At 35.0% G+C, this 25,518-nt stretch carries 25 protein-coding genes and 1 other annotated feature; of the genes, 10 read left to right on the top strand and 15 right to left on the bottom strand.

Annotated features, from left to right (window positions below; genetic code table 11):
* The first annotated feature begins 777 nt into the window (after positions 1-777).
* Positions 778-898 (top strand) — a sequence feature (His leader region).
* 38 nt (positions 899-936) lie between these two features.
* Genes hisG through hisIE form a run of 8 tightly spaced genes read left to right on the top strand, consistent with a single transcriptional unit; the run spans position 937 to position 8,007 of the window.
* Positions 937-1,836, top strand: coding sequence for an ATP phosphoribosyltransferase (gene hisG / locus A9G37_RS11155; protein ID WP_034913062.1), 900 nt, complete (start codon positions 937-939; stop codon positions 1,834-1,836).
* A gap of 4 nt (positions 1,837-1,840) precedes the next feature.
* Entirely contained in the window at positions 1,841-3,142 is a 1,302-nt protein-coding gene (gene hisD, locus A9G37_RS11150) for a histidinol dehydrogenase (RefSeq protein WP_065575543.1), read from the top strand.
* Between the two features lie 9 nt (positions 3,143-3,151).
* Positions 3,152-4,210: a histidinol-phosphate transaminase gene (hisC, locus tag A9G37_RS11145; protein WP_065575542.1), complete on the top strand. Its 1,059-nt coding sequence runs from the start codon at positions 3,152-3,154 to the stop codon at positions 4,208-4,210.
* A gap of 8 nt (positions 4,211-4,218) precedes the next feature.
* Complete coding sequence (gene hisB, locus A9G37_RS11140) at positions 4,219-5,286, top strand: bifunctional histidinol-phosphatase/imidazoleglycerol-phosphate dehydratase HisB (protein ID WP_065575541.1); 1,068 nt, start codon at positions 4,219-4,221, stop codon at positions 5,284-5,286.
* Positions 5,287-5,874, top strand: coding sequence for an imidazole glycerol phosphate synthase subunit HisH (hisH, locus tag A9G37_RS11135; protein WP_065575540.1), 588 nt, complete (start codon positions 5,287-5,289; stop codon positions 5,872-5,874).
* A 17-nt stretch (positions 5,875-5,891) separates the two neighbouring features.
* Positions 5,892-6,629 carry a 1-(5-phosphoribosyl)-5-[(5-phosphoribosylamino)methylideneamino]imidazole-4-carboxamide isomerase gene (gene hisA / locus A9G37_RS11130; protein ID WP_065575555.1) on the top strand — a complete coding sequence of 246 codons (738 nt, stop codon included), beginning with the start codon at positions 5,892-5,894 and terminating at the stop codon, positions 6,627-6,629.
* Entirely contained in the window at positions 6,611-7,387 is a 777-nt protein-coding gene (hisF, locus tag A9G37_RS11125; RefSeq protein WP_065560084.1) for an imidazole glycerol phosphate synthase subunit HisF, read from the top strand. The genes hisA and hisF overlap by 19 nt, the downstream gene beginning before the upstream one ends.
* Complete coding sequence (gene hisIE, locus A9G37_RS11120; protein ID WP_065575539.1) at positions 7,381-8,007, top strand: bifunctional phosphoribosyl-AMP cyclohydrolase/phosphoribosyl-ATP diphosphatase HisIE; 627 nt, start codon at positions 7,381-7,383, stop codon at positions 8,005-8,007. The genes hisF and hisIE overlap by 7 nt, the downstream gene beginning before the upstream one ends.
* Before the next feature lie 76 nt (positions 8,008-8,083).
* Here the strand turns inward: hisIE and cysB are convergent, their stop codons facing one another.
* From cysB to matP, 3 genes are all read right to left on the bottom strand, one after another.
* On the bottom strand, positions 8,084-9,055 hold the full coding sequence (cysB, locus tag A9G37_RS11115) for an HTH-type transcriptional regulator CysB (RefSeq protein ID WP_065575538.1): 972 nt from the start codon (positions 9,053-9,055) through the stop codon (positions 8,084-8,086).
* Between the two features lie 167 nt (positions 9,056-9,222).
* Entirely contained in the window at positions 9,223-11,832 is a 2,610-nt protein-coding gene (gene topA / locus A9G37_RS11110; RefSeq protein WP_065575537.1) for a type I DNA topoisomerase, read from the bottom strand.
* Between the two features lie 29 nt (positions 11,833-11,861).
* On the bottom strand, positions 11,862-12,326 hold the full coding sequence (gene matP, locus A9G37_RS11105; protein ID WP_034913031.1) for a macrodomain Ter protein MatP: 465 nt from the start codon (positions 12,324-12,326) through the stop codon (positions 11,862-11,864).
* Positions 12,327-12,473: 147 nt separating this feature from the next.
* On the opposite strand from matP, the gene A9G37_RS11100 reads away from it, so the two are divergent.
* Together A9G37_RS11100 and A9G37_RS11095 are read left to right on the top strand one after the other, a co-directional pair.
* Positions 12,474-14,162 carry an amidohydrolase gene (locus tag A9G37_RS11100; protein ID WP_065575536.1) on the top strand — a complete coding sequence of 563 codons (1,689 nt, stop codon included), beginning with the start codon at positions 12,474-12,476 and terminating at the stop codon, positions 14,160-14,162.
* Positions 14,163-14,668: 506 nt separating this feature from the next.
* Positions 14,669-16,045, top strand: a complete 1,377-nt coding sequence (locus A9G37_RS11095) for an APC family permease (RefSeq protein ID WP_065575535.1) — start codon at positions 14,669-14,671, stop codon at positions 16,043-16,045.
* 121 nt (positions 16,046-16,166) lie between these two features.
* Here A9G37_RS11095 and A9G37_RS11090 read toward each other — a convergent pair whose 3' ends face one another.
* From A9G37_RS11090 to A9G37_RS11040, 12 genes are all read right to left on the bottom strand, one after another.
* Entirely contained in the window at positions 16,167-16,430 is a 264-nt protein-coding gene (locus tag A9G37_RS11090) for an HPr family phosphocarrier protein (protein ID WP_034913021.1), read from the bottom strand.
* Between the two features lie 138 nt (positions 16,431-16,568).
* The gene (locus tag A9G37_RS11085; protein WP_065575534.1) at positions 16,569-17,507 is read right to left on the bottom strand and encodes a phosphatidate cytidylyltransferase; all 939 of its coding nucleotides are present in this window, start codon (positions 17,505-17,507) and stop codon (positions 16,569-16,571) included.
* A gap of 63 nt (positions 17,508-17,570) precedes the next feature.
* Entirely contained in the window at positions 17,571-18,053 is a 483-nt protein-coding gene (locus A9G37_RS11080) for a hypothetical protein (RefSeq protein WP_065575533.1), read from the bottom strand.
* Positions 18,047-19,378 carry a phosphatase PAP2/dual specificity phosphatase family protein gene (locus A9G37_RS11075; protein ID WP_065575532.1) on the bottom strand — a complete coding sequence of 444 codons (1,332 nt, stop codon included), beginning with the start codon at positions 19,376-19,378 and terminating at the stop codon, positions 18,047-18,049. The genes A9G37_RS11080 and A9G37_RS11075 overlap by 7 nt, the downstream gene beginning before the upstream one ends.
* Positions 19,378-21,129 carry a bifunctional alpha/beta hydrolase/class I SAM-dependent methyltransferase gene (locus A9G37_RS11070; protein WP_065575554.1) on the bottom strand — a complete coding sequence of 584 codons (1,752 nt, stop codon included), beginning with the start codon at positions 21,127-21,129 and terminating at the stop codon, positions 19,378-19,380. The genes A9G37_RS11075 and A9G37_RS11070 overlap by 1 nt, the downstream gene beginning before the upstream one ends.
* 16 nt (positions 21,130-21,145) lie before the next feature.
* Positions 21,146-21,748 carry a CDP-alcohol phosphatidyltransferase family protein gene (locus A9G37_RS11065; RefSeq protein ID WP_065575531.1) on the bottom strand — a complete coding sequence of 201 codons (603 nt, stop codon included), beginning with the start codon at positions 21,746-21,748 and terminating at the stop codon, positions 21,146-21,148.
* Positions 21,749-21,845: 97 nt separating this feature from the next.
* Positions 21,846-22,061: a hypothetical protein gene (locus A9G37_RS11060; protein WP_065575530.1), complete on the bottom strand. Its 216-nt coding sequence runs from the start codon at positions 22,059-22,061 to the stop codon at positions 21,846-21,848.
* A 376-nt stretch (positions 22,062-22,437) separates the two neighbouring features.
* Positions 22,438-22,593: a hypothetical protein gene (locus tag A9G37_RS12935; protein ID WP_176701911.1), complete on the bottom strand. Its 156-nt coding sequence runs from the start codon at positions 22,591-22,593 to the stop codon at positions 22,438-22,440.
* 1 nt (position 22,594) lies between these two features.
* On the bottom strand, positions 22,595-22,777 hold the full coding sequence (locus tag A9G37_RS11055) for a hypothetical protein (RefSeq protein ID WP_065575529.1): 183 nt from the start codon (positions 22,775-22,777) through the stop codon (positions 22,595-22,597).
* A 137-nt stretch (positions 22,778-22,914) separates the two neighbouring features.
* A complete protein-coding gene (locus A9G37_RS11050; protein ID WP_065575528.1) occupies positions 22,915-23,634 on the bottom strand; it encodes an epoxyqueuosine reductase QueH in 720 nt (239 codons plus the stop codon).
* Positions 23,635-24,531: 897 nt separating this feature from the next.
* The gene (locus A9G37_RS11045) at positions 24,532-25,116 is read right to left on the bottom strand and encodes a hypothetical protein (protein ID WP_065575527.1); all 585 of its coding nucleotides are present in this window, start codon (positions 25,114-25,116) and stop codon (positions 24,532-24,534) included.
* Positions 25,117-25,139: 23 nt separating this feature from the next.
* Positions 25,140-25,518, bottom strand: a 379-nt coding sequence (locus A9G37_RS11040) for an IS3 family transposase (protein WP_176701910.1), incomplete at its 5' end; no start/stop codon positions are given.

Genomic DNA, 25,518 nt, shown 5'->3' with positions numbered 1-25,518 from the left:
CCTAGCTAAAATAAGTGGGTAACAAAATCGAATATATTTATTACATGTAAAACGATATTCTTCGTTGTTGAAACTTGATATTATTAATTGCTATTTCGCACTCAGTATGCTTAATTAAAATTAAAGACATTCTTTAATGAAAACCTTTGTTATATTCAAATATAAAATATAGTAACTTAGGTATTATTATACTTATTCTTCTCGATCTTGTGTAAATCAAGATCTACTAACTGTCTTAAAAACTCATAAAAACATTAAAACTTTGCTCTAAACTTGTTGATAATAGAGTTTTATTTCTTTAAAAAACAATAAATAAGAAAATATAAATCATGAGTGTTAAATTATAGTAAAAATTAATATTGCACTAAAAGTTCTTAAATGATGTTTTTTATAACGTGTTATTCATTATAAAAAAACATACCTATTATAGATAATAATTTGATTTACTTTATTTATATAGAATTGCTGCCACAAAGCCTTATTATTGATATTCATATAATGACAATAAATCTTGAAAGCAATATATAGTAAAGATTGTTTCTGAATAATCAATTAATAACTAGCATAATGTAAATCATTTCTGTGTTATTGTAAAATCAGTAATACATTTGACTCTTTTTTGTATAAAGATTTTTTACATAAAAAACAAAAAAAAGTTGCGAGCATGTAAATTCTGTTATATTTTGTTCAGTAGCTTTAATTATCAACTCAGTTAAAGGTTTTTATTTTTATGAATTGTTTTTGCGTTTTTATTACTAATGCTATTAGTACACATCATCATCACCATCATTCCTGAATAGTCTTCGGGCAATTGGTGCTGGAAGACTTTGGTCTTCCGGTGATGTCGCAAAAGCAAGCAGAAACCCTCGGAAGATCAAACTTCCGAGGGTTTTTTGTTTGTAGTTTATAAATTTTTAGATAACTTTGGAGAAAGATATGTTGGATAATTCGCGTTTACGCATTGCTATGCAAAAGTCAGGTCGATTAAGTGACGAATCAAAAAAGTTACTTGCCCAATGTGGTATTAAAATTAATCTTCAGGAACAGCGTTTGATTGCTTTTGCTGAAAATATGCCCATTGATATCTTGCGTGTTCGTGACGACGATATCCCCGGACTGGTTATTGATGGCGTTGTCGATATTGGGATTGTCGGCGAAAATGTTTTAGAGGAGGAAGTATTAGATAGGCAGGCCGAAGGCGAAGATCCACAATTTAAAAAATTGCGTAGTTTAGATTTTGGTGGCTGTCGATTGTCGATCGCAGCACCTCGTGATTTTGAGTATACAGGACCAGAATGTTTAAATGATTTGCGTATTGCCACCACTTACCCTCACCTGCTCCGCCGTTATCTTGCTCAATATAATGTTAACTTTAAAACATGTTTGCTTAATGGTTCGGTCGAAGTTGCCCCTCGGGCTGGGCTTGCCGATGTAATTTGTGATTTGGTTTCGAGTGGTGCAACGCTTGAGGCCAATGGACTAAAAGAGATCGAAGTTATTTATAAATCAAAAGCCTGCTTAATTCAACGTCAAGGTGAAATGTCGCCAATAAAACAGGCGTTAATCGATAAAATCATGACACGCATTCAAGGCGTTATTCAAGCTCGTGAATCCAAATATATTATGCTCCACGCCCCTACTGAGGTGTTAGATGATATTGTTGCGCTATTGCCGGGTGCCGAAAACCCAACCATTTTACCGTTAACAGGCGAGCAAAATCGTGTTGCGTTACATATGGTGAGTAGTGAATCTCTTTTTTGGGAAACCATGGAAAAATTAAAAACATTAGGCGCAAGTTCAATTCTTGTATTACCAATTGAAAAAATGATGGAGTAATAATATGAAACTCTCTTATTGGCAACAATGTACTGACGATCAACGCAGGAAACTACTTACTCGCCCAGCAATTAATACTTCGGATTCGATTAGCAAAGCAGTAGCAGATATTTTGGTACAAGTAAAACAGCACGGCGATGAGGCTCTAAAAGCATTAAGTAACAAATTTGATAAAATTCAAATTGAGCAAATAAAGCTTACACAAGAAGAAATAAAAACCGCCGCAAATCGTGTTAATCCTGAATTAAAACAAGCCATGCAATTAGCGGTTGCCAACATTGAAAAATTCCACCAAGCACAAGCCTATCAATCCATTATGGTCGAAACAATGCCGGGCGTAAAATGTCAGTTAGTAACGCGCCCTATTCATTCAGTGGGACTTTATATTCCGGGTGGTTCTGCCCCTTTATTATCTACTGTGTTAATGCTTGCAACACCTGCTAAAATTGCGGGTTGTCGTCAAGTTATTTTATGTTCACCACCGCCCATTGCTGACGAAATTTTATATGCGGCACAATTATGTGGTGTTAGCGAGGTTTATCAATTAGGCGGTGCACAAGCCATTGGCGCAATGGCGCTTGGCACCAAATCGGTTCCTAAAGTCGATAAGATTTTTGGTCCAGGAAATGCCTACGTTACCGAAGCCAAACGACAAGTCAGTCAGCGACTTGATGGCGCAGCCATAGATATGCCAGCTGGTCCGTCTGAAGTACTAGTGATTGCAGATAGTTCAGCAAATCCTGCTTTCATTGCTGCCGATCTTTTGTCACAAGCTGAACATGGTCCTGATTCACAAGTTATTTTGTTAACACCTGATGAAAAAATAGCACAAGCAGTATCGATTGAAGTCGATAAACAACTTACGCAACTATCGCGCCAAAATATCGCTAAAAAAGCATTACAAGAAAGTCGCCTTATTGTAACTAAAGATTTGGATGAATGTGTTGCTATTAGCAATCGCTATGGTCCCGAACACTTAATTATTCAAACTGCGAATGCGGATGAATTAGTTGAACAAATTACTAGTGCTGGCTCGATCTTCTTGGGTAATTGGTCACCGGAGTCAGCAGGTGATTATGCATCAGGAACCAATCATGTATTACCAACTTATGGTTATACAGCCACATATTCTAGTCTTGGGCTTGCTGATTTTCAAAAACGTATGACGGTGCAAAAATTAACACCAGAAGGATTAAAAGCAATAGGTAATGCCGTTGAGCTTATGGCAGAGGCTGAACAACTAACCGCTCATAAACAAGCAGTTAGTCTTCGTCTATCGGTATTAAATTCAACAAATCAAAAATAGGTGACTAAAATGGATATCAATAAATTAGTTCGAAAAAATGTTCAGCAATTAACACCTTATCAATCTGCTCGGCGAATTGGTGGTCAAGGCGATGTGTGGCTAAATGCCAACGAGTACCCCGTTGCTCCACATTTTGACTTGACAGATCAAACCTTAAACCGTTATCCAGAACCGCAGCCTGAAAAAGTAATTCAGCGTTATGCACAATATGCAGGGGTTAAAACTGAACAAGTGCTTGTTAGCCGAGGAGCTGATGAGGCCATTGAGCTTTTAATGCGTGCATTTTGTGAGCCTCAGCACGATAGTATTTTATATTGTCCACCAACTTATGGTATGTACCAAGTAAGTGCTAAGACATTAGGTATTAAAACCAAAACTGTGCCAACCACTTCTGATTGGCAACTTGATCTTGAGGGTATAAAACAAAATATTGATACTGTAAAACTAATTTATGTCTGTTCACCAAATAATCCGACCGGTAATTTAATCAATTCTGATGATATCAAAGCTTTACTTAATATTGCCAAAGATCGTGCTTTGGTCATTATTGATGAGGCTTATATTGAGTTTTCACCTGAATCTAGTGTCGTTAGTTGGCTTAATGACTATCCTCACTTGGTGATTTTACGAACATTATCCAAAGCCTTTGCTTTGGCTGGATTACGTTGCGGTTTCACCATTGCTAATAAACCTGTGATCGAAGCCTTACAGAAGGTTATTGCACCATACCCTCTAGCAACCCCTGTTGCTGATATTGCAGCTCAAGCATTGAGTAAAGATGGTGTGAATACCATGAAGCTACATGTGGTAAATTTAAATAATCAAAAGGAAAAATTTGCCAATTTACTTCGACAATTGCCTATTGTCGAAAAAGTTTATCCAAGTTATTCCAACTATTTGTGTGTTAAATTTCAACATGATAAAGATGTATTTAATATTTTATGGCACCAAGGTATTATTTTACGAGATCAAAGTAGATCTATTGGGCAACAAAATATTATTCGTATTACCATTGGTACCCAAGCCGATTGCGAAGCAGTCATTTCTGCGCTCAAAACAATTAAATAGGAGCAAAAATGTTACAAAAGTACTTATTTATTGATCGAGATGGCACACTAATTACTGAACCTCCGGTTGATTTTCAGGTTGATCAGTTTGAAAAATTGGTTTTTGAACCTAATGTGATCCCAGCCCTACTCAAGCTACAAACTGCGGGATACCATTTAGTGATGGTCACCAATCAAGATGGGCTCGGGACTAGTAGCTATCCACAGGCTGATTTTGATGGTCCACACAATTTGATGATGCAGATTTTTAAATCGCAAGGTGTTAATTTTGAGGATGTCTTAATTTGCCCACACTTTCCAGAAGATAATTGTGAGTGTCGTAAGCCGAAAATCCAATTAGTTTTGCCATATCTTACTAGTGGTAAATTAGATAAACAAAACAGTTATGTTATTGGTGACAGGGTCACAGATATTCAATTGGCTGAAAACATGCAAATCCAAGGATTACGATATCATCCTGAAAATTTAAATTGGGACGAAATCGCCCAACGATTAACCACTAAAGATCGTTATGCAAAAGTTGAACGCAATACCAAAGAAACTAAAATACTTGTTGAAGTGTGGCTTGATCGCCAAGGTGGCAGTCAAATTAATACTGGAATTGGTTTTTTTGATCATATGCTCGATCAAATTGCGACTCATGGTGGAATTAAACTCAATATCCAAGTTGATGGTGATTTACATATTGATGATCATCATACCATAGAAGATACTGGACTAGCTTTAGGAAAGGCACTAAAAATAGCACTCGGTGATAAACGTGGTATTACCCGTTATGCCTCTGTTATCCCTATGGACGAGTGTTTGGCCAAATGTGCAATAGATATTTCAGGACGCCCTTATCTAAAATTTAAATCAGAGTTTACTCACCCTAAAGTTGGCGATATGAGCACGCAAATGGTAGAACATTTCTTTTACTCAATAAGTTATGCTATGGCTATTACATTGCATATTGAAACAGATGGCGATAATGATCATCATAAAGTAGAAAGTTTATTTAAAGCTTTTGCTAGAACATTAAAACAAGCCATCAAAATTGAAAGTGACCGATTACCAAGCTCAAAAGGAGTGCTATAAATGAAGATTGTCATCCTCGATACTGGCTGTGCTAATCTATCTTCGGTCAAATATGCCGTGCAACGATTAGGTTATGATCCAATAATTAGCCTTGACTCTGATATCGTGCTCAGCTCAGATAAGTTGTTTTTACCTGGAGTAGGATCCGCAAGTTCAGCAATGGAAAAATTAAAAGAGCGTCATTTAGTTGAACTTATCAAAGTCTGTACTCAACCTGTATTAGGGATCTGCCTTGGTATGCAACTTTTAGCCGATTATAGTACCGAAGGACATGTTAACACATTGGGAATTATTCACGAAAAAGTTAGAGAAATTCCTAATTGTAGTTTACCTTTACCACATATGGGGTGGAATCAGGTTTCACCTAAAGCCGGTCATCATCTATTTCGAGATATTCCTGATGATGCTTATTTTTACTTTGTACATGGATACGCGATGCCATTATGCTCAGCAACAATAGCAGAAACCAATTACGGCGAAAGCTTTACCGCAGCCGTACAAAAAGAAAACTTTTACGGCGTGCAATTTCATCCCGAGCGTTCTGGCTTAGCCGGTGCAAAATTGCTAAAAAACTTTTTGGAGATGTAACTATGACAGCTTTTCCAATAATCATTCCTGCACTTGATTTAATCGATGGTTCCGTTGTGCGATTACATCAAGGTGATTATAAGCAAAAACGTGATTATGGCAACGATCCACTTTTACGCTTACAGGATTATGAAAAACAAGGTGCTAAACTGTTACATCTTGTTGATTTAACAGGTGCGAAAGATCCCCAAAAACGCCAAATTTTACTAATACAAAATCTGATTAATGGTGTGCAAATACCAGTTCAAGTTGGTGGAGGAATTCGTACTGAAAAAGATATACAATCATTGCTATCTGCCGGCGCTGCTCGCATAGTAATTGGTTCGACAGCTATTAAGCAACCCGAATTGGTCAAACAGTGGTTTTCAAAATATGGTGCAGAAAGGCTAGTATTGGCTCTTGATGTCCGCATTGACAACCAAGGAAATAAATATGTCGCTATTCATGGATGGCAAGAAGATTCCTGTCAGACACTAGAACAAGTGATTGATGATTACCTTCCTTATGGCTTAAGGCATGTATTGTGTACAGATATTTCCAAAGATGGCACACTCAGTGGCTCAAACGTTAAGTTGTATCAGGAAATTAGTCGTAAATACCCACAGATTGCTTTTCAAGCGTCTGGCGGAATTGGTCAATTGAGTGATGTCAAAGCACTGAAAGACAGTGGTGTTAAAGGTGTCATTGTTGGCCGTGCTTTACTTGAGGAAAAATTTACAGTTCAGGAGGCAATTTCATGTTGGCCAAAAGAATAATTCCCTGTTTAGATGTTCGCGATGGACAAGTGGTTAAAGGTGTACAATTTCGTAATCATGAAATTATTGGAGACATAGTCCCCTTAGCAAAAAGATATGCAGAAGAAGGCGCAGATGAGCTCGTTTTTTATGATATCACCGCTTCGTCAGATGGCCGTGTTGTCGATAAAAGTTGGATCGCAAAAATTGCCGAAGTGATTGATATCCCTTTTTGTGTTGCTGGTGGTATTAAAACGGTTGAAGATGCAGGTCAAATATTAACCTTTGGAGCTGATAAAATTTCGATTAATTCCCCTGCCCTTGCTGATCCTAGTTTAATTACACGGCTTGCAGATCGTTACGGAGTACAGTGCATTGTAGTTGGCATTGATAGCTGGTATGACAAACAGTCAAACAATTATCATGTTTATCAATTTACTGGTGACGAAAAACGTACCGTTGCCACAAAATGGAACACTCTCGACTGGGTACAGGAGGTACAAAAACGTGGTGCAGGTGAAATTGTTCTTAATATGATGAACCAAGACGGTGTTCGTAATGGATATGATATTATTCAACTAAACGCCGTTCGAGAAGTATGCAACGTGCCACTAATTGCTTCAGGCGGTGCTGGTACTATTGAGCATTTTTTACAGGCATTTAATGAAGCACAAGTTGATGGAGCATTAGCTGCCTCAGTTTTTCATAAACAAATTATTAATATTGGTGAACTTAAACAATATTTGGCACAGCATGGAGTAAATATTCGATTATGTTAACGCAAAATTGCAATACCCAATTAGATTTACAACAACTGAATTGGCAAAAAGTGGATAATTTAATGCCGGTCATTATTCAGCATTATGTTTCGGGCGATGTGTTAATGCTTGGCTATATGAATCAAGAAGCGTTAGCACAAACACAAAATAGCGGCAAAGTCACTTTTTATTCACGAACCAAACAGCGCCTTTGGACAAAGGGTGAAACTTCTGGCAATTTTCTTAATGTTGTGAGTATTTCAACGGATTGTGATAATGATACGTTATTGATTTTAGTTGATCCAGTTGGCCCAACTTGCCATACCGGCTCAACAAGTTGTTTTGCTTCGACTAAAACTCAATGGGGATTTTTATTTGAATTAGAACAGATAATTGCAGGGCGTAAAAATGCCGATCCTAAATCATCATATACCGCAAAACTGTATCATGACGGCACTAAACGCATAGCTCAAAAAGTGGGAGAAGAAGGCGTTGAAACAGCCCTTGCAGCAACAGTTCATGACAGCGAGGAACTAAAAAATGAATCTGCCGATTTAATTTATCATTTATTAGTTTTACTCCAAGACCAGAATCTGTCTTTACAAGATGTCATTGGTATTTTAAAAGCAAGACATAAATAGTTATAACCCATCCAAAGTGCGAGTTATGTCGCACTTTGTTTCAATTTTTTATTCTCATAAAAAAAGATAGAATAAATTAGTAAACCGGTAATTTAACCCCGTTAAACATCGTTAATACTTCGGAATTGTTTTCACATAACATAAGTTTGTCTACAGCTTGTCGATTCAAATGAGGCGAAAACTGACTGATAAAATCATACATATAACTGCGTAAATATAATGAGCGAGGAAAAACGATATAGGTCGTGCTGTAAGGAAAAATATGTCCAGCATTAAGTACAACTAAATCGTCATCTGAAGTATTGATCACCGCCATTTTTGCCACAATACCAACGCCGACACCTAATTTAACATAAGTTTTAATTAACTCGGCATCCGTTGTGCTAAAAACAATATTAGGTGATTGGTTAGCACGCAAGAAAGCTTGATTTAAATCTGAACCATCATTAGAAAAATCATAACTAACTAACGGATATTTTGAAAGCTCTTCAATAGAAATTAATTTACTTTTGGCAAGCGGATGATCTTTCATCACAATCACAGCTTGGTTCCAGTGATAACAAGGTAAGGCTATCATATCATCGCTAAGCTGTGAGATATCGGTCACAATAGCAAATTCTGCCATACCTTCTTGAGTTTGTAAAATACATTGAGGGGATGATCCTTGCTCCATATGCAATGTAATACTTGGATATTGCTGCATAAACTGTTGAATCACAACTGGCAATGTATAACGAGCTTGAGTATAGGTAGTGGTAATTGTTAATGAGCCTTGATTTGGTTGACTAAACTCTTTGGCGATAATCTTAATATCATTGGACTTATTGAGGATCTCTCGGGCAAAAGCAATGATTTTTTCACCAACCGGTGTGATTTGAGAAAGGTGTTTACCCACTCGAGTAAATATCTGAACGCCGAGCTCGTCTTCTAATAATTTTATTTGTTTGCTTATACCGGGTTGAGAGGTATACAGTTTTTCGGATGTTAGCGATACATTGAGGTCGTTATTTGCGACCTCAACAATATAGCGTAATTGTTGCAATTTCATAACACTCAAACGCTCCTCTAACTGTATGCTCTTCTTCCTTTCTATAAAACTCCAAAAGGAAAAATTGCTAAGGTAAGTAATTTCACAGCCTAGCACAAAAGAATAATTATTTTATACTTAACCACATGCTTTCCTGAAAGTTTTTAACAAAATTCAAACGTGTCTACCTATTTTTTGCTATTGATCCATTTGCCATCTACATATTGCATCACCCAACCTGTCGATTTTCCATTAACTTCAGAAGTAACATATTGTTGTTTATTTTTACGGCTAAAACGAACAATTGATGGATTACCATTAGGATCTTTATTTGGTGCTTCGGTCAAATAAATGAATTTTTCGGGCAAGCGTTCTTTAAAACGTTGTAACTCTTCTATCAAAGGTGCGCGTGTTTCTCTTGATTTTGGAAAATTATGCGCCGCCAAAAAGATACCCGCAGCACCGTCACGTAATACAAAATGTGCATCTGACTTGGTGCATTTTAGTTCTGGCAGATCAACTGGGTCTTCTTTTGGTGGTGCAACATCACCATTTTTTAAGATCTTACGCGTATTTTTACAATCAGGATTAGTACAGCCCATATATAGGCCAAATCGCCCCGATTTTAAATGCATTTCTGAACCACATTTTTCGCATTCAATAATTGGCCCTTCATAACTTTTAACCTTAAAGTTACCTTTTTCGACAATAAAACCATCACAAATCGGGTTATTGCCACAGATATGCAGTTTTCGTTCATTATCAAGTAGATAACTATCCATAGCCGTGTGACATTTTGGACAGCGTTTACGGGCTCTTAAAGCATCAGTTTCTGCTGTTTCAGCTTCTTCTAGAATATTTAATGTTTCGTGCTCAGGAATTAAGTTAATGGTCTGTTTACAACGCTCCTTAGGTGGCAACGCATAGCCTGAACAAGCTAAAAATACACCGGTACCGGCAGTTTTAATACCCATTTCACGCCCACAATTTGGACATTTAATTTCAGGTGTTAGCACCAATGGATTAAGCTGCATTCCACCTTTATCTGGTGCTTGTTCAGCAACCTCAAAATGCTGACTAAAGTCACTAAAAAACTGATCAAGCACTTCACGCCATTCTTGTTTTTTATGAGCAATCTCATCCAGAGCATGTTCCATACGTGCTGTAAAATCATAACTCATTAGATCATTAAAGTTTTCACTAAGTCTATCGGTAACAATTTCACCAATTTTTTCAGCATAAAACCGACGATTATCTAAACGCACATAACCACGATCTTGAATTGTCGAAATAATGGTTGCATAAGTCGATGGTCGCCCAATTTCTCGCTTTTCAAGCTCTTTAACAAGAGATGCTTCGTTATATCTTGCTGGTGGTTTGGTAAAATGTTGATTTGGATTTAAGTTAATCAAATCAAGCTTATCGTTTATCGATAGTGATGGTAATATTTTATCTTCATTATTTTTGGCTAGCTGTGGCTGCACTTTAGTCCAACCATCAAAACGCAATGTCCGACCTTTGGCTTTTAAAGTAAAATCACCTGAATTAACCGTAATTGTTGTTGAGTTATATTCAGCCGATGTCATTTGGCAAGCTACAAATTGGCGCCAAATTAGTTGGTATAATTTAGCGGCATCAGCTTCAACATCACTAAGATTATCAGCTAAGATAGTAACATCTGATGGGCGAATCGCTTCATGCGCTTCTTGCGAGTTCTTTTTACTACTGTATATATTAGCCGATTTTGGTAGATATTTATCGCCAAAATTTTTACCAATATAATCACGTACCATCGCTAGCGCATCCTGACTTAAATTGGTCGAGTCAGTACGCATATAGGTAATGTAACCTGCTTCATATAATCTTTGAGCCAACATCATGGTTTTTTTAACACCAAAACCAAGACGAGTACTTGCTGCTTGCTGTAAAGTTGAGGTAATAAAAGGTGCTGTTGGATTACTTTTAGTTGGCTTTTGTTCAATATTAGTTACTTGATATTGGTTTTTATTAAGTTCAGCTAGCGCAATATCAATGGCAACTTTATCTTTAGGTTCGAATGCATCGTTTTTATAATGAGTAACTTGTAAACTTAATGGCTCATTTTTAGCCGTGCTCAAATCAGCAAACAGATCCCAGTATTCTTCAGGAATGAAAGCATGAATTTCGCGTTCACGCTCAACAACAAGGCGTACAGCAACAGATTGTACACGTCCAGCTGATAAGCCCCTAGCAACCTTTTTCCAAAGTAATGGCGATAGCATAAAGCCAACTACCCGATCCATAAATCGACGTGCTTGCTGGGCGTTAACCCGATCCATATCAAGCATCGATGGTTCATTAAAAGCATTTTTGATCGCCGTTTTGGTAATTTCGTTAAAAACAACACGACGATATTTGCTATCTTCACCACCTATCACGTCTTTAAGATGCCATGCAATGGCTTCTCCTTCTCTATCCAAATCGGTTGCAAGATAGATCATGTCTGCATCTTTAGCCAGTTTTTTCAGTTCAGATACTACTCTTTCTTTACCTGGTAGAATTTCGTAATGCGCTTTCCAACCGTTATATGGATCGACGCTCATGCGATCAACCAATACTTGTTTTTCTGAACGTTTAACTTTTTTCTCAACTTTATCTTTTTTGTCTTTTATTGATTTTTCAGCTCGTTGGCTGCTACCACTTACAGGTAGATCGCGAATATGACCTACACTTGATTTAACCACGAAATCTTTGCCAAGATATTTATTGATCGTTTTTGCTTTGGCTGGTGATTCCACAATAACAAGGGATTTTCCCATAATTAAACCTTTCTATTCTGTTGTTTGTATTATTTACTATCAATATTTACATCTAGGAGTGACAGTAAATCATCTTTAATTGTTGATACTTTCGTTGCATATTGTTCTTTCTGCTCTGCATCTTCAATTAGTTGAGTAATGGTTTGTGACAACGTGCATCCACGGCGTTTAGCTAAATTAGCCAATCGTTGCCAAACTAAAAATTCCAAATCAATGGATTTTTTTCGAGTATTTTGTTGTTCTGCATTAAAATGACGCTTTCGCCTTGCCCGAATAGTTTGCTTCAGGCGATTATCTAAGTCAGGATTTAAATGCTGTTTTATCCAATCAACAACACCAGTTGGGTTATGTTCCAACAACAATAACTCATTGACCGCATGTTGCGCAGCACTTTTTTCAATATAGCGTGTAATTAACTCGCCTTCTAAGTGCCTTTTAACTAGGTAATTCCATTTCCAACCGCATTCAAGGTTTTCTAACTGTTGATATTTCATCCGTTCACCTTGTGACGCTGTAACTAAATAGCTATTTGTAGCATAATCTGCTCACACAATAAAGAAAATTATTGCGTTTGACAAATTTTTTATAAATCTGTTATCGTGAGCCTTTCATTTCGATCTTTATTTAAGGAATTCTACATAATGGCTAAAGCTGATGTTATTTATATTAATGGCTATATTTACACCGCAGATAAGCAAGACAGCGTGTGTGAAGCTATCGCAATTGAAAATGGCTATATTATTGCAACAGGCTCCACGCAAGAAATAAATAACAGTCACTATGTTGATAATCATACAATAATTTATGATTTGCAAGGCAAAACAATGATGCCAGGTATTATTGACTCACATTTACACACCTTTTGGGGTGGCATGCAATTATCATCATGTAATTTAAATTACCAAAGTTTAACTATTGATGAAACTTTAGCTATTATTCAAGACTATTTAGATAAAGATAATCCCAATCATAACGCTAATTGGTTGCAAGTCCGTGGTTGGTTACGCCAAGAAGTGTTACCAATTGGTACAGATATTACTCGTTTTGATCTTGATAAACTCAATACAAAACGCCCTGTTATTTTGTTTTCAAATGATTGTCATACTTTGGTTGCTAACAGTATAGCATTAGAGAAATTTGGTTTAGATAGAAACACACCGGAACCATCGGATGGTAAAATTGGTCGTACTGATGAAGGTGAATTAAATGGTATATTAGAAGATGCTCCAGCCATGCGTGCTTTTGATAGTATTTCTAAATTAACTGATGAACAAGCACTTAATATTGCTAAATTATCGCAAGCAGAATTAAATAAACAAGGCGTTACTGCTGTTATGGATGCTCGAATTACTGAAACTCAAGCCGATGCCTTTTTAAGACTACAGCAACAAGATGGGCTTTCTATCCGCCTGTTCGGCGCACGGGAATTGCCACCTGATGATGTGTCATCAATTGCCGATATTCCAAATGTCATTGAGAAAGTAAAACAGTTTGCCGCTCGTTATGATGATAAAAACTGGCAACCTAAACCAGGCATTAAAATATCACATACTAAGTTATTTGTAGATGGCGTAATGCAAGCACCTTTGATGACTGCACGATTACTTAAACCATATCAGTTAGAAAACGAAAAAGATCGTTACGGTGATCTTTATTATTCCACTGAAATGTTAGATACATTAATACTTGAATCCGCAAAAGCAGGTTTTCACCCACATATGCATACTGTTGGTGAAGGGGCAATTGAAGTGGTACTTGATGCTATTGAAAAAATGCGAAAAGCCTTACCTGATGCAGATATCCGTCCAAGCACTGCACATAACGAACTAAGCGCAACACACCAGTTTGCCAGATATAAACAATTAAATGCTTGCGTAGTATTTTCTTTCCAGTGGGCTGGTTGTAGTTCAGCAATGGTTGAGCAGTATCAAACTCTATTTGGTCCAGAACGTTATAATGGATTAGAAGCACACGGGCAATACATTGATGCTGGTGTAAACTGTGCATTTGGTAGCGATTGGCCAATTGATCCTTTAAACGAATGGTATGATTTCCAAATTGCTATGACTCGACAAATTGATGCTGATCATCCACGATTAGACAGCGATCGTAATTTAACTATTACTGAAGTATTGCGTAGTGCTACTATCAATGCTGCATATGTATTAAATCAAGATGAATATATTGGTTCAATTGAAAAAGGTAAATTTGCTGATTTAATTATTTTAGATCGGAACCCATTTACCATACCAACTAATGATATCCAAAACGTTAACGTGTTAACAACTATTGTTGGCGGTAAAACGGTTTATCAAAATGATGTAATTTAAATTTTTTATGTCAAATTACTACACCACAATTATTAGTGGTGTAGCATAAATAATTATCCAAGCTTTAATCAACTTCAATTGCTTTTTCTGTTTCCCCGCTGTCGTTTTGTGAAATGTAAGATAGCAGCAATAATCAATGCTCCGATAAACATATCAATCACATACCATATAGCTCCTGACCATACCTCCTAATTCCACTAAAGATCAATACAATAATCTATACTTATTTTATAAACTGATTTGTTAAATTAGTATTTCTGTTGCTACTCAAATGTAAAAATAGAAATTCAAAGTTTTAACTAACCCGTTTAAATTAAATAGGCCTTAATTAACAGCTAATATACTTTAAAGTTTATAATTTGCCCGCTTTAATATTTTTTACAAAAAATTAGCTTGCATAATTATTATAATATGGCAGAATTCCCTGCCGCTTTAAGCGGGTAAAAAGGCAAAACTATACTTAGTAGTTTTTTATTGTTTTTTGGGACAGAGGAGCAAAGTAAGTCATGTCCGCAATAAAAATGAAACGAGTTTTAACCACACCTGCATTAATTGCATTTGGTTTAGCTTATATGGTTCCTTTAGGGATCTTTACCACTTATGGGGAAGTAACTGTTAAAAGTAATGGACACTTGCCTATAGCCTATATCATCACCCTTGCCATGATTTTTTTCACTGCATTAAGCTATTGTCGTATGGCAAATAAACTGCCTATTGCTGGTTCTGCTTATTCTTATGTACAACGTACTTTTGGTGGAAAAGCTGGATTTTTGGTGGGTTGGGCACAAATCCTTGATTACCTATTTTTACCAATATTAAATTATTTGGTATTAGGTATTTATCTTAATGAAGCATTTCCTAGCGTTCCTGATTATGTATTTGTACTTGGATCATTGATTGGGGTTAGTCTCTTAAATTATCTGGGTATTAAGTTGATCAATTCGGTAAATTTCACCTTAATTATTGTTCAGATGATTTTTATTGGATTATTTATATTTTTCACTTTTGCAAATACCCATTTAACCTCAGAAGTGATAATAAAACCACTTAAGATCAATGCTGATGATTTTAGCGGATTAATGTCAGGAGCCGCAGTACTTTGCCTTGCTTTTTTAGGCTTTGACGCAATAGCAACGTTGGCAGAAGAATCCAATGATGCAAAAAGATCTCTGCCTAAAGCCATTATTTGGACAGTTCTTATTGCTGGCTGTATCTTTTTGGTTGTCTCTTACTGTGGTCATTTGATTTTTCCTATGTGGAGTAGTTTTGTTGATAACCAAGATACGGCAAGCCTTGATGTGATGCACCACCTTGATAAAATCAATCGTATAGAATTTATTAGACAAATTAGTAACAATTTTATGTACAATTTCTTTCAAGCGGCATATCTAACTGGCGTCTTTGCATCGGCAATGACTGCACAGACTAGCGTATCACGGATTTTTTATGCAATGGGGCGTGAAGGCGTGCTACCTAAACAGATCTTTTATAAAATTCACCCACGCTTTAGAACGCCTTATTTATCGATTATCTTTGTGGCTTGTTTTTCATTGCTATCATTAGTATTAGATCTTAGTTTAGTTTTCTCAATGATAAGCTTTGGTGCATTAGTGGCGTTTACTTTTGTCAATCTATGTGTGATCAAAAGCTACCTTAGTGGTAATACAAAAACAGCATCAATGCTATTTAAGTATGGACTATTACCTGCAATTGGCGTTTTGCTTTCATTGTGGCTGTGGACAAGTCTTGATGCAACAGCGATGATTGTTGGTTTAGTTTGGTTAGCTGTTGGATTTATTTATTTAACTTATTTAACTAAAGGTTTTACTAAAGTATTACCATCAATTGATCCTAAAGAATTAAGTTCAATAATTAAAGATTAATTTAAAATCTTTTTAAACAGGTCTACTTAAAAGTATTTAGTTATGCCTAAAAAAAATCCCGTCGACTAGAGTCGATGGGATTATTAAAATACTTTAAGCTAACTTATATTAACTAAGTTAATTATTCTCCAAAACCAGTTGCAAATAATTCGCGGATTTCGTCCATTGCTGCTTGTTCATCTTCACCATCACAGATGATTTCTACAGTTGAACCACCTTTAACGCCAGCACCAAGTAAACCCATCATACTTTTTAATTTAATTGCTTTATCATTATAAACAAGCTCAATTGATGATTTATAACGACCAGCTAATTTAACTAGCGTTGTTACAGGGCGAGCATGCAAGCCCGTTGAGTTTTTTACTACCATTTGCTCTTTTAACATAATAAAGTCCTTATTTATATCTTAAAGTTAATACTATAACTGTATTTATATCATAAATTAAACAACTTTGCTCTATTTTTGCATGTGAATTTGTATAATTTATATAACTAGTTTGCTTATCTAAAGTTAATATTAAAGTTAGCCCCAAAAATAGCGTACAATATGAAAAAAGATCGGTGCGGCAAAACAAACAGAATCTAAACGATCAAGCATTCCACCATGACCACTGATCAAATTTCCCCAATCTTTTATACCTCTATCACGTTTGATGGCTGACATAACTAGGCCTCCCAAAAAACCTAGTAACGTAACCATAAGTGAAATTAAACCTGCTTGTACAAAACTAAAAGGTGTTATCTTAAATAGGCACGCACCTATAAAACTTGCTAATAAAGTCCCCCCAATAAACCCTTCAACCGTTTTAGATGGTGATAGATTTGGACTAATTTTATGTTTGCCAAATAATTTTCCAAACACATATTGCAGCACATCTGAAAGCTCTACAACCAATACTAAAAAAGCAATCAAAAGAAGATTGCGCTCCTGATAGTCATTAATTGGTAATATTAATAATGCTGGTACACAAGAAATATTATATACTGTAATCATTAATCCCCATTGTACTTCAGCCGTTCTCTCCAAAAAATTATAAGTTGAACCGGTTATTGCCGCCAAAATGGCTAATAATAAAAAGCCATAAACAGGGATAAAAATGCTAAATAATCCATACCACGATATAGCAACTAAAATATATTGCAAAGGTAAAGCAATGAAATAGGCAAATATCAATGCATAAGAATCATAACGACTAACTGGCGTTAAAATTAAAAACTCTCGTAATGCAATACCCGATGCTACAAAAAACAAAAAAACTACCGCAAATTTTCCTATCAAGAATGCAATACCTATAACAGCCACCATTACCCACCATGCATTAATGCGAGTGATAAGATTATCAATTACACTATTTGGACTACTAAGATACCATTTTAATAACCAACCTATAGTAGAAGCAATAACAAGTAAAATACCAATGCCAGCAAATAGTAATAAGGTATCATTTTGATAATTAGACATATTCCTTTCTCCTTATTGCTTATCCACTGTTAAATATGAAGCAATTTTGCTTTAACCGAGTTACTAAGATTGAAGAATGCCACTAAACCATGCTCCTGTTAACAATATAATTTGCATAATCAGTAATGTTATTTGTTTTCTAAATAACATTAACGTACCTTGTTGGCGTTCAATGATAGTCCGTTTTGTTAATTGATTGGTTTTAATTAAATGAAAAGTTAACAGTGCATTATCTAACTCAATAAGTGTATTGGTGAGTTGTTTATTGCGAGTAGACAAATATTTAAATAGTTGTTTATCAAATTGAATTCGTAATGTGTAATAAATCCCAATCAATCCCATAATAAAGGCAGCGAAACAAAATAAGGTTAATAGTAAAGCATTGTTAATCATCCAATTAGAGATCAATCCAAAACATAATGCTGTAATAGTGAAAATTAACAATAATAAACCAATAGATAAACTGATAGTCAGTAAACTACAAAATGTCACAAGTGATGTTTGACAATCTGTTGTTAATTTTTTTGTTTCATCATGATTCAGCATACTGACTTCCTTTTTGTTATTTGTAAAAACCATTCTAACAAAATTATTCGTTGCTTAGCTGTAATAACAATTGTTTGACGGTGTTCTTTTACCATACTTATTGCTTCATCTAAGTTCGATGCTCTTTTAGTTAATAATAGCCAAGAAATAATAGCAGTAGCACTGCGTGAATATCCCAAAGCACAACAAACTAATAATTTGCCTTTTTTGTAATGCTGATTAATAATTTCAGCTGCTTGCTGACATTGTTCAATCGTCAGTGGTGTCATATCTAATACAGGGATCAGATTGTAATGGCCATTAAAATGAGGAATCGGTAATTCAGCACAAAGATCAACAATTGTGAAAAAATGATTTGTGCGCAAAGTATTATTGGAAGGTATTCTACCTAAATAGACATTATCACAAATCAAATCTACCGACTTATCTTTAAATGTCCACAATCGTGAATTAATCCATATAATCACAAAATAAGGCAGATATAAAATAGTAACTGCAAGATTAAATTTTCCATTAGTCTGTTTTTGAAAACCGACTGTGCCAACTAATAAATAGTTTACTGAAACTAATAAAAATGTAACAGAAAACCATAATAACCACAATGCCCATGAATAAAAGTAAATAGCAATAGAAAAGGAAAATGCGAACAGTAAAAAATAAATGATACTCCAAAAATACTGCTTAGGTAATTGGTAATTTTTTATTGGTGATAGACTATCATCTGGCCATAACCAAATACAGAAACACCCTACTCCGATCCCAGTAGGAACGTCAAAAAAGTGATGTTGCCAAGTTGTTAATACAGATATAGCAATTAATAAACACCAAATATGTAAAATATAACGCCATACACCACGAAAATAGCTAGCATAAAATTGCCATAAAATAACCAATAATGTAATGTGAAGCGATGGCGCTTGATTAAAGGGTTTATCAAATCCCATCAAAATATCAAATAATAATCCCGATAATCCATCTAATGTTGGTCGCTCAAAAGAAAATTTAAGCGGAAAAGTCAAAAAACAGATAATACAAATGATCTGAGCGGATAAAAGTCGAAGACAAAGTAATTTTAGAGCTCGATGAGAGCAAACAAGTAATATTGCTAGTCCATACATAAGGTCTATCGACCAATAAGGTACGATAGACCAAGACCATAACGGAATTGAATGCTCCCATTTAAAAACTATACTTCCTACATTACTACGTATAGAGGTAAACCAATTGGTAAAATTATAGCTAGTAAAAAAGAAAATAGCTAAAAAAATTAACCATATAAACTTATAAATAGTTAGCTTATTAAACCCTAGTTTTACTTTATCCATTATCTAATTCGTTGTGCTAGCGATACAGTAAAAATCCCCCACTGATCAATACGCATTGTTATTTTTTTAAACCCAGCAGTTGCAACCAACTGTTCTATTTCACGTTGAGTTCGCCTTCGCATAACCCATGGTTGACCATCACGATGTGATGTTAACGCTCTTGCTATGAACTCCAATTGAGGATGCCATGGCTGATTAGTATAAATTAAATATCCCCCTTCAGGTATTGAATCAGCAAGGCCAGATAACGAGTTACGTATCAACTGATTATCACTAAACAGCTCATACAAACCAGATACAACAGCTAAAGTTGGTTTAGGTGATAATTGGGCTAGTTGTCCACGATTAAAAGCATCGCCTTTTTCAAAACGAGCTATATTTACTAATCCTTTCTCTTCTATTAATTTTTGACCTGCAAGCACATTAATATCACTATAATCTCGTAGTAAGATCGAATTGGGTTTATTGGCAATTTGATTAATCGTTTCTAAAATATAACGACCATGCCCTGCTGCTATATCAACAAGATCGACAGAATAGTTCTGATCATATAATTTATTGATAGCTAGTTTTAATAACTCTTCAAGATGTGCTTTTCGTTGTCGAATTCCTCGCCAACCAATAGATTGTAAATAAACATAATCAAAAAAACGCCCTAGTTTTGATGTTCCCGATGGTTCATTACGATAAACATAATCAAGCGTACTACCCGAATCAAATCCTGTATCGATACCAAGCCTAATTCCATAAGATATTTTACTGGCATATTTTAAATTGGCTTTAATAAATTTCCAGTATATGGGTTTAATTAAACCCGATGGAGGTATCGTTAAATTATCTGCTTCTTGCCTAGTATATCCTACAAGATCAGCATTAACTAATGACGGTACACAAAGTTGATTGGCAAAACAACCAATAATAAATCGTCTTGCACGATCGATAGCGAATTTTCGCTCTTTTTCGCCAAATATATCATGATAAAACCCTGGGAGAATGTGAAATTCTTTTTGTTGTGCGCCCAAATTATCGTAAAACTGTTTTTGTGGTTTACGTCTTACTACATAATCCGATCCAGAAACTAACAATTGTGTTGGGACAATGATTGCATTTGCATCTTTAACAATACGATCTGACACTGAATACAAATCAAGCAAAAGACGTATAGAAATAGGTCTAGTGATTAATGGATCTTTTGTAAATGAAGTTGCTCGTTCTGAATCATGTGTTAATAAATTAGGTTTGACATAACTATTAACAAAAAAATTACCTTTTAAATTATAGAGTAATTTCAATCCTGGCACCGCTAATGGCACATATAATTTTACGCTAAAAGCGGGTGAGCCTAATACTAAGGCACGAATATTTGGCACATAGTCATGTACCCATGCCGAAGCAATAACAGCACCAACACTTTGGGCTATAATGGCAATATTTTCTTGACGAAGGTTATACTCCTGCATGATATGTTCAATGAAACAGTTAGCATCTTTAATTAACGTTGCAAAATTAGGAGCATCACCTCGCTCGCCTTCTGATTGACCATTGCCTCTAGCATCCCAAGCAAAGATTTGATAATCGGGTAAATTTAATTCATCAGCAAGATGTGCAACACGTCCCGAATGTTCATGTCCACGATGAAAAATGACTATTGCGTTAGGTTGATTAGCATTGCTATCAATAACAGGCCAATAGCGATAGAATAATTGACAGCCATCATGGCTAATAAATGTTTTTTGTTGCTGTTGACGCATATTTCCCTCGTTATTTTTAGGCTTCTTGAATGCCATTTCGTATCCTGTTAATTACGGTATAAATAAGCAAAATGCTAATGATCCATAATAACGTATTGAGCCAGTTTAGAGGTAATAAATAAATCGCAATAGCTAGACTAATTCCACCAAAAACAAACGCACGATCACTCTTACCCATTGGACCATCGTACCGTCGTGAAGTACCAATCATAACACCTAGCACACCACTGTATTCTGTTAACAACGACAATAAAACCACTAAAATGACTAAATAGTTATTCACACATTCAATTTGAGTAAAAATAAGTATCAATGCGCTATCTGACACAACATCACAAATCTCATTTAAATAAGTACCTAAATCTGATTTTTGCTGATATTCTCTAGCTAACATACCATCGATGGCATTAAGTGCCATACGGATAAACATCCATATTGGAATAAGAAAAAAAATCCATTGATATTTGGCTAATGCTCCAACAATCAAAGCGATAAAAATCGATCCAAACCCAGCGATTAATGTTACTTGATTGGCAGTAACATTTGCATTATAAAGTGCTCTAGCATATGGCTTAAGTAATGCTTGAAACTTGGGTTTTAATTGATAAACTGACAACACGTAATTTTCCTCATTGTAAATATACTACTATGAATAATTTAAATTATCACATAGCCATATGCCATTATAGTTATTAAACAATATGCGTATACTTTAATTAACTAACCATAAAATGTAAATGATTTAGCACGTTTACTTCTCCTGCCTCATCATCAAAATCCAAATACAATAAATTAAGTTTAGAATTCAAGTCACGCATACGTTTTTCAACACCTTTTGAAACCATATGATTAGCAATATACCCAATAGGTTGCAAACTAATGACATTGCTAACATCATACTCAGCAAAACTCATGATGCCTGCTGGAATCAACCAGCCTTCTCCAAATTGATTACTTAAATTAAGAATCTATTCAGCTTTTTTGGCTATATCACAAATATTATGAATATGGTTGATAATATTTAAAATTAGACAGAATTTGATTAGTCTTATCAATATAACGTTGTGCAATCCGCTCAAAAAAGTGTAATAAATAAGAAAGATACCTTTTTGATTCAAGATGGTTATCAATATTACTATTAAAATTTACAAAGTATCGAGTAAAAAATTCGATCATTGGTAGAATCACCAACTCAATACCTTGATCAACTAGCCAATCAATACTTTGTTGATTAGCAAAATTATTATATTTAACATAAATTTCTCCTACAACACCAATTTGTAGGCAATCTTTGTTTAGAATTTCTATTTAGTTAAAGTCTTTAACTGCATCGGCTAATAGCATATAAATTGCTTTATGGTCTTTATGCTGGCTAATAAGCTGTTCTAACTTTCTAATGTAAAACTCCTTAAGTTGATCAACTTGTTGTTTTAGCTTTGCTATAGGCGAAACAGCATAATACATCTTATGCTAACGAATCAGCAAACAGCATAGCAAAAAAAAGAAATTGGCAGTGCTTTAAGCCAGTTAATTTTAAAACCGGTTGCTCACGCTGATTCATATTATTAGGGCTAAGTGATATTATTGGTATATCTTCAAAACCATTACTAATCATAGCCTTTTTAATTAATGGCAGATAACTACTCACACGACACTGTCCGCCTGTCTGAGTAATACCAAATAGTTCTGTTTAAAAAAAATATCTTTCAGCAGATAGCAACAGTGTCAAAAAGTTTCAGGTAACTATACGTTTGAGTATGGTCTATAATTAAATGTCCCTAATAGTTATAAACCTTTTTCTAAACCTTGCTTAGCTATCGCAATCACATTTTTCAAATCAACACCTTGTGCTTTGGCAGCAAAAATACAACCACAATAACATTGACGATATACATTATACTCCTTGCATAATTCAATAGATCGTTTATAACCGTTATTCTTTTTGAAATCAGAAGGCAGATAATTGACCGAAAAGATCTCTTGAATTTCAAACCCAAGTTCGTTTATTTTCTGGCTATTCTTTTTAGGGCTTAGTGTTAAAGCACTTGCAAAATAGTCAAAGCCCAATTCTTGTGCTTTAATAGCAGCCAGATCTAATCGCATTTTGTAACAAATATGGCAACGCTCGCCTCCTTCGGGCGCATCACGTAAATGACCAACTTGTTTAATAAATTCTGCTGGCTGATAAGGTGCTTCTAAGAATTGAACGTTATTACCTGTTTTCTGATTAAAATCAGTAATAAATTTCTGTTGCACCACACTACGGTGCTCATATTCAACTCTGGGATGGATATTAGAATTAGCAAAATAAATCGTAATATCAGCATATTGTGCTAAATACTCTAAAACATAGGTGCTACAAGGTGCACAACAACTATGAATTAATAACTTTGGTCGAACTGATTCTGATTGCCAATTATAAATTACTTCTTTTAAAACAGAATCGTAGTTTATTTTATTATGTGGATTTAATTTTTCGAGAATATTTTTAGCGTTGATTAACATAGAGATAGTTTTATTTATTATTTTTACTGATTAGAAATTCTATGTTGCTCATAATATAGAGATATTCGTTACCATTCAAGGTAATCTATAATGAATTCACTTATCATTTGGTAATTCTCCCATTCTTAATGGAAGTTCGGTGTAGAGTTTTGTTATAGTATTAATTTAAATGTAGGATTTACTCGCATTGTTTACAGTAATCTAGGAACGACAGTAATGAATATACATAAAAAAACAAAACTAACTCCTTATCGCAGGCAAGAGATATGGCGTTTATATCATAAAGAAAAAATAACGGTTACTGATTTAACTAAACACTATAACAAAATCTCCGAGTGAAATGCTACACGTTGATATCAAATGTTTACCTTTACTTAAAAATGAAACGAAACAGCAAACTAGAGAATATTTATTTTTCGATATTGATGATTTTTTACGTAAGCTTTATGCCGATATTACCCCGATAAACCCCAATTTAGCTCAGCACCATTTTTACAAAATGATATATTAGCCCAATGTCCTTATACCATTGAATGTATTTATTCCGATAATGGGCTGTGAGTATCAAGGCTCAAGTGAACACTTATTTGTTAAAACGTGTAATAACCATTGTATTAATCAAAAATTCACCAAACCCATCTGCCCACAAACCAATGGGAAAGCCGAAAGAGTGATACGACATTGAATTACGATGTGGCATAATCAGCAAATATTTAGCGATTCAAAAAAGAGAAAACAAAAGTTTAAACGCTTTATTAATTTTTATAATACCGTTAAACTGTATAAAGCGTTTTTTGGAAAACGCCTTATGAGTTTTTAAAGGATTATTTTAACCATGAAGTGTAAACAACTCGGCGTTTCCCTACATTTATGGTTATCTTGACATAACCATAAATGTTATTTTAGCGTTTTAGCACATACAATATTTGAGTAATTTTCCCCCTTACCTTTAGAGACTTCTCCATTTGTTTTATTATAAAAACGATAGTGGCCAACCAGCGAGATTTCGTCAGCAAAATAATGAGCAATTAAAATATTCGGCGAACCACCTATCACTTTTTCTAAATTGCCCCATTCTCCCATTAAAGTGAAATCAATTTTGTGACGAAATCGACCACCTTTATTACGCATACTATTATTTGAGACATTACGTAAAGAATAACCTTTTCCTGCTTTACTCTGACAATAGCGCTCAATGTTATCATCCGATTTTAAAACATTGCGCGCCTTATCTTCAGCTACGTAAACATACCAATCTTTTATCTTAAAGCGATATATTACTTGAGTTTTTGCTTTATCGGCATAAATGGTAAACGTGGTTGCTTGGGCGACATCTTTAGGGCCATGTAGTACAATTTGTGCATTATTATTAGCTTTTGGTGTGATTTCTAAACTGAGTTTTGAGCTTTCAGGCGATTTGCTGTAAGTGATATTGTTAGTTGATGCCCCTGTTATAAATAGATTAAAATGGTATGTCCACACTTTTTAGTACCAAAAAGATAAGGTCATCGATTTCTTTTGTATTCAATCGGCGACTGGTAATTTAATGTTGAATGAAGTCGATTATAATTAAACCAATCCACATAGTGATTAAATTCCAATTTAAGTTGCGCCAGTGAATCAAAAATAGTATTTGACACAAATTCTGTTTTCACTGCTTTGAATGTGCTTTCTGCAATTGCGTTATCATAGGGGCAGCCTTTGCGACTTAAAGACCGTTTAATTCCAAATGCTGTTAAACATTCATCAATCAAATGATTATCAAACTCTTTTCCTCTATCAGAATGAAACAACTCAATCGTCTGTAAGTTCATTGGAATTTGACTCATAGCTTGCATGACCAGTGCCGCTGTTTTATGCCTGCCAGCACTTCGCCCCACTATT

It is taken from the genome of Gilliamella sp. GillExp13 (assembly GCF_001690815.1).
Lineage (GTDB): Bacteria > Pseudomonadota > Gammaproteobacteria > Enterobacterales > Orbaceae > Gilliamella > Gilliamella bombi.
The sequence above is the reverse complement of the archived record's forward strand: the minus strand, read 5'-3'. Positions and strand labels throughout refer to the sequence as shown.

Excerpts from the sequence above, each read along its gene's own strand:
- topA (WP_065575537.1), bottom strand. The coding sequence starts at position 11,832 with ATGGGAAAATCCCTTGTTATTGTGGAATCACCAGCCAAAGCAAAAACG.
- matP (WP_034913031.1), bottom strand. The coding sequence starts at position 12,326 with ATGAAATATCAACAGTTAGAAAACCTTGAATGCGGTTGGAAATGGAAT.
- hisC (WP_065575542.1), top strand. The coding sequence starts at position 3,152 with ATGGATATCAATAAATTAGTTCGAAAAAATGTTCAGCAATTAACACCT.
- A9G37_RS11080 (WP_065575533.1), bottom strand. The coding sequence starts at position 18,053 with ATGCTGAATCATGATGAAACAAAAAAATTAACAACAGATTGTCAAACA.
- A9G37_RS11100 (WP_065575536.1), top strand. The coding sequence starts at position 12,474 with ATGGCTAAAGCTGATGTTATTTATATTAATGGCTATATTTACACCGCA.
- A9G37_RS11050 (WP_065575528.1), bottom strand. The coding sequence starts at position 23,634 with ATGTTAATCAACGCTAAAAATATTCTCGAAAAATTAAATCCACATAAT.
- hisG (WP_034913062.1), top strand. The coding sequence starts at position 937 with ATGTTGGATAATTCGCGTTTACGCATTGCTATGCAAAAGTCAGGTCGA.
- hisB (WP_065575541.1), top strand. The coding sequence starts at position 4,219 with ATGTTACAAAAGTACTTATTTATTGATCGAGATGGCACACTAATTACT.
- A9G37_RS11070 (WP_065575554.1), bottom strand. The coding sequence starts at position 21,129 with ATGCGTCAACAGCAACAAAAAACATTTATTAGCCATGATGGCTGTCAA.
- A9G37_RS12935 (WP_176701911.1), bottom strand. The coding sequence starts at position 22,593 with ATGTATTATGCTGTTTCGCCTATAGCAAAGCTAAAACAACAAGTTGAT.
- hisD (WP_065575543.1), top strand. The coding sequence starts at position 1,841 with ATGAAACTCTCTTATTGGCAACAATGTACTGACGATCAACGCAGGAAA.
- A9G37_RS11090 (WP_034913021.1), bottom strand. The coding sequence starts at position 16,430 with ATGTTAAAAGAGCAAATGGTAGTAAAAAACTCAACGGGCTTGCATGCT.
- A9G37_RS11085 (WP_065575534.1), bottom strand. The coding sequence starts at position 17,507 with ATGTCTAATTATCAAAATGATACCTTATTACTATTTGCTGGCATTGGT.
- hisH (WP_065575540.1), top strand. The coding sequence starts at position 5,287 with ATGAAGATTGTCATCCTCGATACTGGCTGTGCTAATCTATCTTCGGTC.
- cysB (WP_065575538.1), bottom strand. The coding sequence starts at position 9,055 with ATGAAATTGCAACAATTACGCTATATTGTTGAGGTCGCAAATAACGAC.
- hisF (WP_065560084.1), top strand. The coding sequence starts at position 6,611 with ATGTTGGCCAAAAGAATAATTCCCTGTTTAGATGTTCGCGATGGACAA.
- hisIE (WP_065575539.1), top strand. The coding sequence starts at position 7,381 with ATGTTAACGCAAAATTGCAATACCCAATTAGATTTACAACAACTGAAT.
- A9G37_RS11095 (WP_065575535.1), top strand. The coding sequence starts at position 14,669 with ATGTCCGCAATAAAAATGAAACGAGTTTTAACCACACCTGCATTAATT.
- A9G37_RS11075 (WP_065575532.1), bottom strand. The coding sequence starts at position 19,378 with ATGGATAAAGTAAAACTAGGGTTTAATAAGCTAACTATTTATAAGTTT.